Annotated in this window: 13 protein-coding genes; 8 read left to right on the top strand and 5 right to left on the bottom strand. The window is 60.4% G+C overall.

Annotation, left to right across the window (positions count from 1 at the left end):
• Positions 1 to 384: helix-turn-helix domain-containing protein (locus tag ACAX43_RS10445; protein ID WP_370708296.1), on the bottom strand; the 384-nt coding region annotated here is incomplete at its 3' end.
• Positions 385 to 938: 554 nt separating this feature from the next.
• Here ACAX43_RS10445 and imuA point away from each other — a divergent pair.
• Genes imuA through ACAX43_RS10430 form a run of 3 tightly spaced genes read left to right on the top strand, consistent with a single transcriptional unit; the run spans position 939 to position 7091 of the window.
• Positions 939 to 1778: a translesion DNA synthesis-associated protein ImuA gene (gene imuA, locus ACAX43_RS10440; RefSeq protein ID WP_370708295.1), complete on the top strand. Its 840-nt coding sequence runs from the start codon at positions 939 to 941 to the stop codon at positions 1776 to 1778.
• Entirely contained in the window at positions 1678 to 3459 is a 1782-nt protein-coding gene (locus ACAX43_RS10435) for a DNA polymerase Y family protein (protein ID WP_370708294.1), read from the top strand. Before imuA ends, ACAX43_RS10435 begins: the two co-directional genes overlap by 101 nt.
• Positions 3460 to 3464: 5 nt before the next feature.
• Entirely contained in the window at positions 3465 to 7091 is a 3627-nt protein-coding gene (locus ACAX43_RS10430) for an error-prone DNA polymerase (RefSeq protein WP_370708293.1), read from the top strand.
• Positions 7092 to 7265: 174 nt separating this feature from the next.
• On the opposite strand, the gene ACAX43_RS10425 is transcribed toward ACAX43_RS10430, so the two are convergent.
• Both ACAX43_RS10425 and ACAX43_RS10420 read right to left on the bottom strand, forming a co-directional pair.
• Positions 7266 to 8186 carry a dTDP-4-dehydrorhamnose reductase family protein gene (locus ACAX43_RS10425; RefSeq protein WP_370708292.1) on the bottom strand — a complete coding sequence of 307 codons (921 nt, stop codon included), beginning with the start codon at positions 8184 to 8186 and terminating at the stop codon, positions 7266 to 7268.
• Between the two features lie 13 nt (positions 8187 to 8199).
• Positions 8200 to 8418, bottom strand: a complete 219-nt coding sequence (locus ACAX43_RS10420; RefSeq protein WP_370708291.1) for a heavy-metal-associated domain-containing protein — start codon at positions 8416 to 8418, stop codon at positions 8200 to 8202.
• A 123-nt stretch (positions 8419 to 8541) separates the two neighbouring features.
• On the opposite strand from ACAX43_RS10420, the gene cueR reads away from it, so the two are divergent.
• The 4 genes from cueR (at position 8542) to ACAX43_RS10400 (ending at position 11289) form a co-directional block, all read left to right on the top strand.
• Positions 8542 to 8964: a Cu(I)-responsive transcriptional regulator gene (cueR, locus tag ACAX43_RS10415; protein WP_370708290.1), complete on the top strand. Its 423-nt coding sequence runs from the start codon at positions 8542 to 8544 to the stop codon at positions 8962 to 8964.
• 294 nt (positions 8965 to 9258) lie between these two features.
• The gene (locus ACAX43_RS10410; protein WP_370708289.1) at positions 9259 to 9405 is read left to right on the top strand and encodes a DUF3563 family protein; all 147 of its coding nucleotides are present in this window, start codon (positions 9259 to 9261) and stop codon (positions 9403 to 9405) included.
• 229 nt (positions 9406 to 9634) lie between these two features.
• Positions 9635 to 9985, top strand: coding sequence for a hypothetical protein (locus ACAX43_RS10405; protein ID WP_370708288.1), 351 nt, complete (start codon positions 9635 to 9637; stop codon positions 9983 to 9985).
• Between the two features lie 266 nt (positions 9986 to 10251).
• Entirely contained in the window at positions 10252 to 11289 is a 1038-nt protein-coding gene (locus tag ACAX43_RS10400; RefSeq protein WP_370708287.1) for an ABC transporter substrate-binding protein, read from the top strand.
• 21 nt (positions 11290 to 11310) lie between these two features.
• On the opposite strand, the gene ACAX43_RS10395 is transcribed toward ACAX43_RS10400, so the two are convergent.
• Both ACAX43_RS10395 and ACAX43_RS10390 read right to left on the bottom strand, forming a co-directional pair.
• Positions 11311 to 12156, bottom strand: a complete 846-nt coding sequence (locus ACAX43_RS10395; RefSeq protein ID WP_370708286.1) for a 23S rRNA (adenine(2030)-N(6))-methyltransferase RlmJ — start codon at positions 12154 to 12156, stop codon at positions 11311 to 11313.
• Positions 12157 to 12348: 192 nt separating this feature from the next.
• On the bottom strand, positions 12349 to 13320 hold the full coding sequence (locus ACAX43_RS10390) for a potassium channel beta subunit family protein (protein WP_370708285.1): 972 nt from the start codon (positions 13318 to 13320) through the stop codon (positions 12349 to 12351).
• Between the two features lie 223 nt (positions 13321 to 13543).
• Here ACAX43_RS10390 and ACAX43_RS10385 point away from each other — a divergent pair, with 223 nt between their 5' ends.
• Complete coding sequence (locus tag ACAX43_RS10385) at positions 13544 to 14341, top strand: 3-hydroxybutyrate dehydrogenase (RefSeq protein WP_370708284.1); 798 nt, start codon at positions 13544 to 13546, stop codon at positions 14339 to 14341.
• Positions 14342 to 14346 lie beyond the last annotated feature (5 nt).

Below are 14346 nucleotides of genomic sequence, written 5' to 3'. Positions count from 1 at the left end.
AACGGTGAAGTCGGCTTGCATCTGCTTGCCCGGCGCCGTCTCGAAGCGCACCACGGGCTCGGCTTCGGGACGCTTGTATGGCGCCAGGAATGCCTTGAGCTGACTGATACCGCCTTCATAGCCAGTTTCCTGCAATTCGCGAAGCAGAACCGTCGCCGGAATCCAGTGCGGCCGGGCAGCGGCAACGCGCTCCAGCACATAGTCCTTGAATGGGTCGAGCTTCGTCGCTCGCGGCTCCCGTTGTTTGTAACGGATAGCCTGTTCGTCCCGCAGATAGCGGCGCACGGTGTTACGCGATAAACCCGTTTGCCTCGCTATCTCCCGCACCGCCGTCCCGCGCCGGGCCAATACCTTGATTTCCACTGCTTGCTCCTGAGTCAGCATCGGCGGCAAAAGCCGCCATCGTCTACCAGGTGGGTCAGGTTTACTGCGGCGACAGGGTCATTTTTACATCGGCGCTAACAGTTGGCGGCAGGCGTCGACTACCGCCGCCTTCAGTTCTGCCCGATGCGTACGACGAATTCTCTTTGCTTCCATAGTGTCCACCTGGCTATCCTCGTGGACACTATCCTCACGTGCTATACCGCGTCGCTCAAGATGGGTTCGCCGTGCGCTTACAGTTCTTCTCCAAAGCACGCCAGTTCTTACCCTACTGCGGCATGCATGGTCGGACATTCGTACCCATCTCTCCCAAAATAGACCAACGCTGGCTTCGTTCGCTTAGCAGCCGCGCCAAAGAACAACTCTCTCCTCAGACGAAAGGCCTGCGTACAACGAGCTTTACCGCAGCCTGAATGTTTTTCCCGCGCGCATTTCGCTGCGCCCTCTGCCTTAACATCCGTCTCAGAATACTGTATAAATATACAGTTAAAGATCGTCGCCCCATGCTTGCCTAATGCCGAGCAGGGCGGAGCATTCCCTATTAAAAGAGCGTGTCTATGGCAGCAGCGATTCAGCTTGCGATGACCGCATTGTCGTCTCAATTGCGGCGTCAGATATGGCAGGGCAATGAGCTTGCCGAGGCGGATTCGTGGGTGATTTCCAGCGGCTATGCCGCGCTGGATCAGTTGCTGCCGGGACAAGGCTGGTCGGCCGGCGGCCTGACGGAGTTATTGATCGAACATGGTGGCGTAGGCGAAGTGCGCCTGCTGGCCAACGTGCTTCGACATCTTACGGCACACGCCGAGCGGTACGTCATGCTCGTGGCACCCCCTTATCAACCCTGTGCGGCGGCACTGAGGGCGTGGGGTGTCGATGTCAGGCGAGTCTTATGGGTGCGCTCGAGTGAGGACCAGGCCTTATGGGCCGCCACTCAGGCATTGAAGCAGGATGGCATCGGCGCGGTGCTGGTATGGCTTCCGAATGCTCGCGCCGATAAGGTTCGGCGTCTGCAGGTGGCGGCTCAGGAGTCGGCATCGCTGGCATTTTTGATCCGGCCTCTCGAATCAGCCACGCAATCTTCGCCCGCGCCGTTGCGAATGATCTGCGAGCCGCTCTTGCCCGCCAATGCGCAGACGATCAACCGTCGTCAATGGCTGCAGGAGATTGGCCTGTCCATCGACATATTCAAGCGCCGCGGGCCACCACTAACAGAGCCTCTGCGTCTCATTTTGCCGTTACAAAGCGTCTTGTTTCCGGAAAACCGAGTCGGCAGCAATCAAGGACGAGAGATCAAACATGTTGTGGATCGCAGTCACATTGCCACTCTTGTCACTGGAAGCGGTGAAGCCTCTCGTGCCGCTCCCGGATGGTTCGCCCGAGAAGCCGAATCGGTGTGAGCCGCGCGACGAGGCAAGCCGATCTCGAGGTACCGAAGACGTCACCGAGAGGCGTTGTTATGCGCTGGCCGATCACGCACACATCCTGCTGCCAGACTTCGACGCATTGCGTGCCGGGGTGCATGCGGGTCATTCGCGCTCGTATGCATTGGCTTTGGCGCCAGGTCTCAAGATGCTTGCTGCCGACACAGCCCGCGAAACTCAGGCATTCGAAGCAATGGCGCTCGCCTTGCTGACGTACACACCGAAGGTATCGCTCGCTCAGGCGCACACCTTGTTGCTGGAAGTCGGCTCCGGTTTGAGGTTGTTCGGCGGTTTGCGCGCGTTGCTGTCGCGGGTGTCCGCCACGGTGGCTGAATTCGGCTATACGGCGCGCATTGCCTGTGCACCGACAGCCTGGGGTGCATGGCTGTTGGCGCAGGCCCACGTCGATCGGCAGGGGCATCGTTGGCATGTGATAAAGGAATCTTCGCTTGCACGTGTCCTCGACCGCTTATCCGTGTTGTTGTTACCGGTTGCGCAGGCGCATCGCGATGCGTTTACGCATGTCGGTTGCACTACGCTGGCCGATTTGCGTCAACTGCCAAGGTCGGGTGTAGTGCGGCGTTTCGGTAGCGGCATTCTGGATCTGCTGGCGCAAGCGTACGGCACGCGTCCGGATCCGCGCGAATCGTTTCGTGCGCCGGCGTCGTTTCATGCGCAGTTGGAGTTGCCGTCGCGGGTCGATAACGCCGACGCGCTGTTGTTCGCGGCGCGTCGGCTGATCGTGCAGTTGGCCGGCTGGTTGAGCGCGCATCATGCGGCACTAAGTGGTTATACGCTGCTGCTCGAACATGAATTAACGTCACGTCATGCACCGAAGACGTCGAGTCTGAAGGTCGCGTGGGCCATACCGTCGCGCGATGCCGAGCATCTGATCTGGCTGTTGCGTGAGAAGTTGAATCAGACGGTTCTGGTGGCGCCGGTCATCGAACTGAAGCTGGTCGCGGATCAAATCGGCGAGTATGCCGGGCAGTCAGACACTTTGTTTCCGATGCCTGAATCAGACGGGGATTCGATCGCGCGTCTGCTCGAACGCTTGAGCGCGCGTTTGGGGCCGGAGAACGTGTTGCAGATGTCGGTGCAGGACGATCATCGGCCCGAGCGGGCAATGGTCGTCGAGCCTTACCAGGCGCAAGCGTTTTCACGCAAGAAACGTTCGCCGGCGAAGGGCCGGGCAAAAGTCAAAGCGGATAAAACCTGGCTAACCGAAGAGTTGCAGCACGCTGCATTGGAGAATGAGCGCGCAGACGGCGATGCGGCGATACAGGCGACATACACAGCACACACAGCCCGACAGCCTGACAAAACGGGTGACGATAAAAACAGTCACACGTTCGCAGCGCAATCTGGCGATGATCCGCCGGCTTTGCTCGATCTGCCCGACAGTGCGTTGCCGTCTCAGCCTCGCCCTGTGTGGATGCTCGACAAACCGCTACGTCTGATGATGTGTGACCAGCGGCCGATCTATCGTCGGCCGTTGAAAATGCTCACGCATACCGAGCGGATTGAGGCAGGGTGGTGGGACGGTAACCGCGTCGAGCGAGATTACTACGTCGCCGCCGACGATCGCGGCCATATGTTCTGGGTGTATCGCGAACGTCTTGGCGGGGAGTGGTATTTGCAGGGTTTGTTCGGCTGAGCATCATGGCAAATTCGCGGCCCTCATTCCTATTGGAGCAGGCGCGTGCGGCCCAATTGCCCGCGTATGCAGAATTGCATTGCCTGACTAATTTCTCGTTTCTGCGCGGCGCTTCGCATCCGCATGAACTGGTCAAGCAGGCGATGTCGCGCGGCTATAGTGCGCTTGCTATCACCGATGAATGCTCGTTGGCGGGCGTCGTGCGCGCGCACACCGCAGTGAGGGAAATCGAACAGGAGCGAGCCCGTCAGCAGAAGGAGCGTGAAGACAAAGCGAAAGCCGCGCAGGCAGGAACATCTTCAGACGACGCTGCAGAGCCAGGAGCCGCACCACAAGAGGTCGCACAACGAGCCGCACAACAACAGGAAGCCGCAGAAGAAGTCGCAGAGCCGCAAGCCGAGGAGGAAGAAGCGCTAAAACCGATTCCTCACCTGATCATCGGCAGCGAACTCAATCTGACCGACGACGCAGGCGAGCCGTTCTGCACACTGGTTGCGCTCGCAACCAACCGGAACGGCTACGGCAATCTTTCCGAACTGATCACGCTGGGCCGCTCGCGTGCCGACAAAGGCAGCTATCGCCTCAGCCCGTCGGACTTCACCGAATTGCTACCGCATCTCGAGCATCTCAAGGCGTTGCCCGATTGCGTCCTGATCCTCGTGCCGCAGCGCACGGCAACGCTCTCGCACACACTGCGTTGTACGCATTGGCTTGCCTCATTGGCTCCGCAACGTTCATGGATCGCACTCGAACTCTGGCAAACCGGCAGCGACGATCTTCAGATCGACGCGTTGCGAATAATTTCAAAAGCGAGCGGCTTACCTCTGGTGGCGGCAGGTGGTGTCCTGATGCATGCGCGATCGCGCAAGCCGTTGCAGGACACCATGACCGCGATCGGCCTCGTCAGGCCACTATCGGCTTGCGGCCACGCGCTCGAGGCCAATGCCGAACGGCATATGCGCACGCGCGTGCGGCTCGGCAAACTGTATCCGCGCGATACGCTCGAAGAAACGCTGCGTATCGCAGCCCTATGCCGCTTCTCGCTCGACGAACTCAAGTACGAGTACCCGGAAGAACTGGTGCCTGCCGGTGAATCGCCAGCAAGCTATCTGCGTAAGCTGGTCATGGCCGGCGCAATGGAGCGTTGGCCGGACGGCATGGATCTGAAGCGAATCGGTCAGATCGAGAAAGAGTTGATGTTGATCGCCGAATTGAAATACGAAAAGTACTTCCTGACGGTGCACGACATCGTGAGTTTCGCACGCTCCAGAAACATTCTGTGTCAGGGGCGAGGTTCGGCGGCGAACTCGATCGTATGTTACTGCCTGCATGTGACGGAAATCGATCCGGGGCAAATGAACATGCTGATCGAACGGTTCATCTCGCGCGCGCGGAACGAACCGCCTGATATCGACGTCGATTTCGAGCATCAGCGCCGCGAAGAGGTGATTCAATATATCTACGGCAAGTACGGCCGGCATCGCGCGGCACTGACTGCATCGCTGATCACGTATCACGCGCGCAGTGCGCTGAAAGACGTCGGCAAGGCGTTGGGGCTCGAAGTGTCGCTAATCGAGCGGATCAGTAAATCACAGCAATGGTGGGACGGCACGGATGCGGTCGCCAACTATCTGGCCGAAGCGGGCTTCGACGCCAGCTCGCACATCACGCAAAATCTGATTCGCCTCACCAAAGAGTTGCGCAATTTTCCACGTCATCTGTCACAACACGTCGGCGGCTTCGTGATCGCGAAAGACAAACTGTCGCGTCTCGTGCCGATCGAGAACGCGACGATGAAAGATCGCAGCGTAATCGAGTGGGACAAAGACGATATAGATGCGCTCAATTTGCTGAAAGTCGACGTGTTGGCGCTAGGCATGTTGTCGGCGATCCGGCGCGCGCTGGAATTTGTCGCGTTGCGGCGCGGTTTTCCAAAATTCAGGGTGCAGGATATTCCGCGCGAGGATCGGGCCGTCTACGAGATGTGCGGACATGCCGATACGATCGGCGTATTCCAGATCGAATCGCGTGCACAGCAAAGCATGTTGCCGCGGCTGAAGCCGAACAAGTACTACGATCTCGTGATCCAGGTCGCCATCGTGCGGCCCGGGCCGATCCAGGGCGGCATGGTGCACCCGTATCTGCGCCGCAAGCAGGGCCTGGAGATCGTGGACTACGCGAAGGATGAATTGCGGCCAGTGCTCGAACGCACGCTCGGCGTGCCGATTTTCCAGGAGCAGGTGATGCATCTCGCGATGGTCGCGGCGAAATACACCGGTGAGCAAGCCGACCAGTTGCGACGCGCGATGGCCGCATGGCGACGCACCGGCAACCTGGCGAAGTATCAGAAGGATTTGAGTGACCGCATGTTGGCGCGCGGGTACGAGAAGGAGTTTATCGAGCGCATCTGCAACCAGATCGAAGGCTTCGGCGAGTACGGCTTTCCGGAGAGTCATGCGGCGAGCTTTGCGTTGCTCGTTTATCTCAGCGCCTGGCTGAAGCGTTATGAGCCGGCCGCTTTTCTGGCGGGGTTGCTCAACAGTCAGCCGTTGGGGTTTTATTCGCCGTCGCAACTGGTGCAGGACGCGAAGCGGCATGGCGTCAAAGTATTGTCGCCTGATGTGACATTGAGCGACTGGGAATCGACCTTTGAAAGACGTGCTCATGAAGGGCAACGGATTTCATCGAGCGAGACCTGTTTGCATCGTCAGCAGGCCGTACTATCCGCGCAGCAATTGCGCGATCTGTCGCTGCGGCGTCTCACGGTGGGTCGAACGATCCGGCGCGCGGCAAAACGGTTGACCGCACGCGTGTTTCAGCCGTCGAATACCTATGGTGCGAGCGGTCCTGCCGTGCGCATCGGCATGCATCTGATCAAAGGACTTTCGCAGGCGGCGGCCGAACGCATCATGACAGCTCGCAACGACGCGCAGTTTGTCGACGTCGACGATCTGGCGCGACGCGCGGCATTGACGCGGCGCGATCTCGAAGCGCTCGCCGCGGCGAACGCGCTGGTCAGTATCGCAGGCCATCGGCGCGAAGCGTGGTGGGCGGTGACCGCGCAGCACACGGTGCCCAAGCTGCTGCGCGATGCGCCAATCGCCGAAGCGCCGCTCTCGTTGCCGCAGGCGGCCGAAAGCCGCGAGATCGTCGACGACTACGCGAGCCTCGGCCTCACGCTCAATCGTCATCCGCTCGCACTATTGCGCGCTCGTCTTGCCAGACAGCGTTTTCGCACGGCGGCCGAACTCGCTGCGTGTCAGCACGGCACGCTGGCGCGCGCCTGCGGCATCGTCACCGTGCGGCAGCGGCCGGGCACGGCAAACGGCACGGTGTTCGTTTCCATCGAAGACGAGACCGGTTCGATCAATGTGATCGTCTGGCCATCACTGGTGGAAAAGCAGCGCAAGATATTGCTGGGTGCATCGTTGCTGGCGGTGTATGGCGTCTTGCAGCGTGACGACGGCGTCGCTACCGGGGGCGACAATGCCGGCAACGTAGTTAACGCAATTAAAGCGGGCGGGGCGAAACAGAAACACAAAGGCGAGGTGATCCATCTCGTTGCGCATCGCCTCGAAGATCACAGCGAATGGCTCGGCGAACTCGCCACGGCGAGCCGCGATTTTCATTGATGCGGACTTGTTGCGGCTCCCTCGCATGCGCGACGCCAGGCCGGCGTATCGTCGGCCCGTAGAAGCGCGGGCAGCATCTATCGTGGCTAAAATCGCTGCGAAGTGTTAGGTCGACGCATCGTCGGGCCATGAAAATGCGGGAAGCACCTGTTGCGGCAAGCTCGCTGCGAGATGTCAGGCCGGCGTCTCGTCTCGCCACGGAAACCGGGCCAGCACCTGCCGGATCGCTGTGTCGAACGATGTGCGCCGACCGATGCCGAGCGCCTCGAGCCGATCCGAAGCGAGGTGGCAGTTATGCGGGCGCGGCGTCGCGTCGGTGGGCGTGTGCTGTGGCGTCAGGTGTGCGTCGAGTTGCAGCGCTTTGGCCAGACGCACGGCGATTTCATATTTGGTCATCGGCTCGTCGCCTGACCATTGCACGATGCCGCGGATCGCTTCGCCATGCGCATGCCGTTCGAGCATCTGTCGAATCACGAACGCGACGTCCGGCGTAAAGGTGGGATAACGGATCGCCCATGCATCCATGACCGCGGCCTTGCCATCGCGCGAAGCCGATGCGGCAATCGCCGGCACGAGACTCGTCACGGCCGATTCCGCCCAACTGACGATCGGTCCATACAGCAGCGGCAAACGCAGCACGCAGCCGAGCTCGGTGGTTTCAGTCAGCGCACGCTCGCCGTCGAGTTTGCTGTGCCCGTAGGCGTTGAGCGGCGCGGGCGCGGAGTCGTGCTGATAGGGCGGGTGAGTGCCGTCGAACACGTAATCGGTGGAGATCGACAGCGTCCATGCGCCGCGCCGGTTTGCTGCCGCGGCCAGGGTGCGCACCGCATCGACGTTCAACGCGCGGGCGAGCGCCGGATCGTGCTCACACACATCCGGCCGACGTTCCGCTGCGGCAATCACAAGCGCATCCGGCGCTTCGCGTTCGACAAACTGCTCGATCGCCCCTGGGTCGCGAATATCCAGCGCGATCGTGTTCGGCCCCGGCCTGCTGAACGCCGTGGCAATAACCTGCCAGTCGGCCTGCTCTGCCAGTTCGTCGACGAGAGCCCGGCCGACCAGCCCGGACGCACCAATGACAGCAACTTTGAACATGACGGGCGCTCGCTTAGCGGGCCGCGCCGCCGGTCACGCCCGTGACCGTGTAACCGGCCTCGTCGATGGCTGCCTTCAGCGTGTCAGCCGGTTGTACGGATTCGACCGCCACCCGACCGGATGCCAGATCGACCTGCACTTGCGCAACTCCATCGTGTTCACGGATCGCGTTCGTGACTGCCGTCACGCAATGCTGGCAGCTCATGCCTTCTACCTGGAATTCGATTGTCATTGGGATTGCCTCGAAAAATTGAATGTTGCGATGGTTGAATTATGCCTGCTGGAGCGCACTTGAGTGGCTGACCTTCCCATCATAGGAAGGTGTACGATCGACGCATACCTTGGGGAAACAGTCATGAATATCGGTGAAGCGGCCCGCGTGTCGGGCGTCACGGCGAAGATGATTCGCTACTACGAAAGCGTGGGCTTGCTGGCGGCCAAAGCGCGCACGAGCGCCGGCTATCGCGTATACGGCCCGCAAGAGGTCCATTCACTGCGCTTTATCCGGCAGGCGCGCCGACTGGGCTTTCTGGTGGAAGATATTCGCCGGTTGCTGGCGCTATGGCATGACCGGTCGCGCGCCAGTGCCGAAGTGAAGACGATCGCGCTGGAGCACGTCGCGGACCTTGATCGACGCATTGCCGAACTGACTGACATGCGCGATACGTTGTCGCATCTCGCTGACCATTGCCACGGCGATGAGCGCCCCGATTGTCCCATTATCGAACGGCTCGCCGACATCGATCTGGTATCGGGGAAGAGTTGCCATCAGATTTAACGGCATCGGGTGCAACCGGTGGCGGAATTTGTTGCAACCGAACCTCGATTTGCACCATAAATGTGCAAATTGATTGAGGTGGTATCTAGCCTTGTGAAAAAACTCATCTCATATCAATTAAATCAATGTTCTCAGTGCACCATGGATGTGCATTATTCCAAAATGGAATGCACATCATGCGGGCATTTCACTAGCAAGGTTGCACCATAGGGCTATAATTCGGGTTAACCCTTTTACGGGAAATCCCTGATGCACAACTCACCGGGGATTCGATCTGATTCCTTGGAGAACATCATGTTTGCATTCTTTCTTGAAAAGCTGAGCACCTGGTTTGAAACCGCAGAACGTAGCCGCCGTGAAGCCTATCTGGCGTCGTCGTCGGACATCGTTCAGCTTGAACAGCGCATCCGCTCGCTCGAAACCAACGGCTACTCGCTGTAAGGTTCATCGCATCAAGTTTGACCCGGCAGCGCGTGTTGCGCGGCCATCGCGGTAAAGTGTTGAGCCCCGTATAGACGGGGCTTTGTCACATCTGGACCCCGAAAACCTCCCGGCAAATGGCGCTCGAAGGCGATTCATGGCCAATCTCGACTAGCCTGAAGCTTGTCGCCGCGGTAAGGTAAGGCGTTTTCTGCGCAATCCGGCATTCTGACACTCAACCGGTCCGCCCATGCTTCCTGTCCGCTCGTACAAATCCGTCCTGGCTGTGGCCATCGCAGCCTCGCTGACAACAGTTTTCGCAGTACCGGCGACTTTCGCCGCGTCGAACCACGTCCGCAAGCCGGAGATACTCGACTCGCAGAGCGGCATTAGCGACGGCCAGAGCGGCACCGTGCTACAGACCGCGCCGCTCTCGCGGCAGCCGATCGTCGGGGCGCAGCCCATCGCGACGCCTACGGAGTTCGCACCGAATTCGTCGATACCAATCGTTGTGGCGCCCTACATCCAATTGCCCGTCGGCGGTGGCACGCCGCAGCCACCGCCACCGCCACAGTCTCGCCCGGTGCATCGTCCGCAATAAACGTCTTCCAGCGTCATCTCTCCCGGCAGCTTCTTTTCCATCAATTGACGCTTCGAGCGGCGAGCCATATATCAGGCCGCCGCGCCGACATATCGCGCGCTGTCGGCTAATGCGCGCGATATGTCAGCGCGCCATTCGGGTTTCGGCGCATGGCGCGAGCGAAACCATCCGACGACAATCGTTGCGCGCTCTCTCGCCACCGATGTGGGCCATGCACGTTGTGCTGCGCCATCGCATCGAATGAAAACAGAATAAGGAGACATCACATGCCTACTCACTGGATGCGGCGTGCCGCCGGCACCTGCGCCACGTTGCTCGCGCTTGTCACGCTGCCCGCCGTCTCGCTCGCCAAAGACACGCCGGAAAAGCCCACGCTGACAATGGCCGTCGGCGGTTTGCCGGGCCTTTACTATTTGCCGGTACTCGCCGCGCAGCAGTTAGGCTACTTCAAGGACGAAGGCCTCGACGTCACGCTCGAAGATTTTGCGGGCGGCTCGAAAGCGCTGGAAGCGGTCGTGGGCGGCAGCGCGGACGTGGGTGCCGGTGCGTTCGAGCACACGCTGTTCATGCAGGCAAAGGGGCAGCACTACCGCGCGTTCGTCCTGATGGGCCGCGCGCCGCAGATCGTCGTCGCGGTGTTGAAGTCGAAGGCCGACCAGATCAAGACGCTGGCGGACTTCAAGGGGGCTAAAGTCGGCGTGAGCGCGCCGGGTTCATCGACCGATCTCGTGCTCACCGTGGCCTTACGTAAGGCCGGCGTACAGCGCAATGAGATTTCGGCGATCGGCGTGGGCAGCGGCGCTTCGGTCCTGGCCGCAGTGAGCGGCGGTCAGATCGACGCGCTGTCCAATGTCGATCCGATGATGACCAAATTGACGCGTAGCGGCGCGATCAAAGTGCTGGTGGATACGCGCACGGTGAAAGGCACGCAAGAGGTATTTGGCGGGACGATGCCGGCGGCGACGCTCTATGCTTCTGAGACTTTCATCCAGAAGTATCCGAAGACGACGCAGGCGCTCGCCAATGCAATCGTGCGCGCGGACCACTGGTTGCAGACCGCGAGCGATGCCGACTTGCTGAAGATGGTGCCGCCCGCTTACCTGCTCAACGATCCGGCGCTCTATGTGGAAGCTTTCCACAACGTGCGCGACGCCTATTCGCCGGATGGCTTGATGCCCGCGGACGGTCCGGCGACCTCATTGCGCGCGCTGTCGTCATTCGATAGCCGGCTCGATCCGAAAAAGATCGATCTGAACGCCACCTATACCAACGACTTTGCCGGCAGGGCGGCGCAGCTCAAGTAAGCACTCTGGCGGTTGGCTAATTCAATCGCCGCGATATTCGACCTTGAATTGCGCGGCGTTGTCCTCGCCCAGCGCTTTGACGAGCCAGGGCATCTGTTCCTTCAGCGTTTTTGCCAGCGTGTACGGCGGATTCAGGATGAACATGCCGCTGCCGAACAACCCGAAGCCGTCGGTTGGCGGATTGCTGACGGTCAGGCTCACGTGCAGCCAGTTGCGCTCCTGGAGCTTCTTCAACTGATCGGGAAAGCGCTGCGATTCAAGACGCCTCACCTGCGGATACCAGACCGCGTAGGTGCCGGTCGGAAAGCGCTTCAGGCTTTCCTCGACGCAGCGCAGCGTGCGCGTGTAGTCGCGCTTGTCCTCGTACGACGGATCGAGCAACACCAGCGCGCGGCGCGGCGCCGGCGGCAGCAACGCGAGGATACCGTCGAAGCCGTCGCCCGCATAAAGCATCGCGCGGCGCCCCGCGTCGCGGAAGTTATGGCGCAGCACGTCGATTTCAGTGGTGTGCAGTTCGAACAGGCGCATGCGGTCCTGCTCGCGCATCTGCCGCCAAGCGATATACGGCGAGCCGGGATAGAAGCGCAACTGGCCGTCCGGATTCAGCGCGCCCACTTCGTCGGCGTAGTCGGCGAAGATCGACGGCAGGTCGTTGCGCTCCCATAGTTTGGCGATGCCGGTCTGGAACTCGCCGGTTTTGGTCGCGTAGCCTTCCTTCAGCGAATAGACGCCGGCGCCCGCGTGCGTGTCGATATACCAGTAGGCTTTGTCCTTCTGGCCGAGATAGCGCAGTAGCTGCAACACGACGGCGTGTTTCAGAACGTCGGCGTGATTGCCTGCATGAAAGGCGTGGCGGTAGCTGAGCATGATGAGGAGACGCTGAAAGAGGGCGTGCCGGTCCAGGGCGGATTCGGCGATGCGGGTGCAATGCGGCAGCACAACTGAAGTGCGGCGCGGTCGCGTATTGTACGCGACGCCGCGTTGCGCTCCGCAGTGCGTTGCGCGTGACATGGCCCTGATGGTGCGCGGGCCATGTTTCGCGCTCCGGCGAGCGACCAGTCAGTCGTAGGCGTCGCCAATGATCTCCTCGATCCGCTGCTTGATCTCCGGCGTGATCCGTGCGGCCACATCGGCGGATTTCATGTTCTCGGCGATCTGTTCGACCCGCGACGCGCCCGTGATCACCGTGCTGACATGCGGATTCTTCAGAATCCACCCTATCGCGAGCTGGCCGACCGTGCAACCCAGTTCGTCGGCCACGTCGCCTAGCTTGCCGACCACGTTGTTCTTGCCGGCATCGGTGACCTGCTTGCGCAGCCAGTCGTAGCCTTGCAACTGCGCGCGGCTATCGGCAGGTACGCCGTCACGGTACTTGCCGGTGAGCAAGCCGGACGCGAGCGGGCTCCAGGTGGTGAGCCCAAGGCCGATATCTTCGTAAAGCCGCTTGTATTCCTGCTCGACCCGCTTGCGATGAAACAGGTTGTACTGTGGTTGCTCCATGACTGGCTTGTGCAGATGGTGCCGTTCTGCGATCTCATGAGCAGCGCGGATTTCATCGGCGCTCCATTCCGACGTGCCCCAGTACAGGGCCTTGCCGCGCGTGATCATGTCGCTCATGGCCCAGACGGTTTCCTCGACGGGCGTGTTCGGATCAGGACGATGACAGAACACCAGATCGACATAATCGAGCTGCAGGCGTTTGAGCGACGCGTCGATTGCGTTCAGCAGATATTTGCGATTCAGCGTGTGGTACTGGTTCGGCGCTTCCGCGAGACCCCAGAAGAATTTCGTCGACACCACATAGCTCACGCGCGGCCATGCCAGTTCCTTGAGCGCCTGACCCATGATTTCTTCTGACTGGCCGGCGGCGTAAACCTCGGCGTTGTCAAAGAAGTTGACTCCCGCATCGCGCGCGGCCGCGAGCGATTCGCGCGCCGCACGATGATCCACCTGATTACCGTAGGTGACCCATGAGCCGATGGACAGTTCGCTGACTTGCAGGCCGGAACGGCCCAGACGTCGATAATTCATGCATTCCTCCTTGGTAGTGATGCCGCCGGAATCCCGCTGAAAACGTCTAGTTTAAAGAGATAAGTCCGCTTGTGCGTTTTGCGGATGTAGTTCACACGGTTCATGCACAATAGCAGCGTTGGCCGCAGTGCAGCATTCGGCCAAACGGCCTATGCCGTTTGGCGGACTTCACGCCGCCTGCGGCACGTGGTTTCATTGCTCATCAACTGCATGGAGGTTCTGGATGTCGTCATTGAACACGAATCTGAATGGCAAGGTTGCGGTGGTTACCGGCGCCGCGAGCGGCATCGGCAAGCAGATTGCCCTCACGCTTTCCGCAGCGGGCGCGGCGGTCGCGATTGCCGACCTGAACCAGGACGGCGCGAACGCCGTCGCTGAAGAAATCAAAAAGGGCGGCGGCAAGGCCATCGGCGTGGCGATGGACGTCACGAACGAAGACGCCGTCAACCAGGGCATCGAGAAAGTCGCCGCCGAGTTTGGGTCGATCGACATTCTGATTTCCAACGCCGGCATCCAGATCGTCAATCCGATCGAAAACTACTCGTTTTCCGACTGGAAGAAGATGCAGGCAATCCACGTGGACGGCGCTTTCCTCACCACCAAGGCCGCACTCAAGCACATGTACAAGGACGACCGCGGCGGCATCGTGATCTACATGGGCTCGGTCCATTCGCACGAAGCCTCGCCACTGAAGTCCGCCTATGTGACGGCCAAGCATGCGTTGCTGGGGCTTTCGCGGGTACTGGCCAAGGAAGGCGCAAAGCACAATGTGCGCTCGCACGTGGTGTGTCCCGGTTTCGTGCGTACGCCGCTTGTCGACAAACAGATTCCCGAACAGGCCAAGGAGCTCGGCATCAGCGAAGAAGACGTGATCAAGCGTGTGATGCTGGGGGGCACGGTCGACGGCGTCTTCACCACAGTGGAAGACGTCGCGCAGACGGTGCTGTTCCTGTCCACTTTCCCGACTGCGGCGCTGACCGGCCAGTCCTTTATTGTGAGCCACGGCTGGTATATGCAATAAGGAGG

The sequence above is a fragment of the Paraburkholderia sp. IW21 genome, assembly GCF_041321145.1.
Lineage (GTDB): Bacteria > Pseudomonadota > Gammaproteobacteria > Burkholderiales > Burkholderiaceae > Paraburkholderia.
Note: the sequence above shows the minus strand (reverse complement) of the source record. Positions and strands in the feature narration are given on the sequence as shown.